Genomic DNA, 213 nt, shown 5'->3' with positions numbered 1-213 from the left:
ATTCCCGACAACATCGAGGAGTTCGACTTCCGAAACTATGTATAACAACTAAAAAAGAATGGAAATGAAAACGTAAAATGACGACACCCACGCGCACGGCGGTACAAGGTACAGCCAACCCGCAACGGACAGCCCCAAGTCCGTAGAAACAAACGGGCAACCACTAAAACCAAAGTAAAGTAATCAAGTATCAACCGCCCGAAAAAGGACTAT

The sequence above is a fragment of the Bacteroides sp. OF03-11BH genome (assembly GCF_003604005.1).
Taxonomy (GTDB): domain Bacteria; phylum Bacteroidota; class Bacteroidia; order Bacteroidales; family Bacteroidaceae; genus Bacteroides; species Bacteroides ovatus.
Note: the sequence above shows the minus strand (reverse complement) of the source record.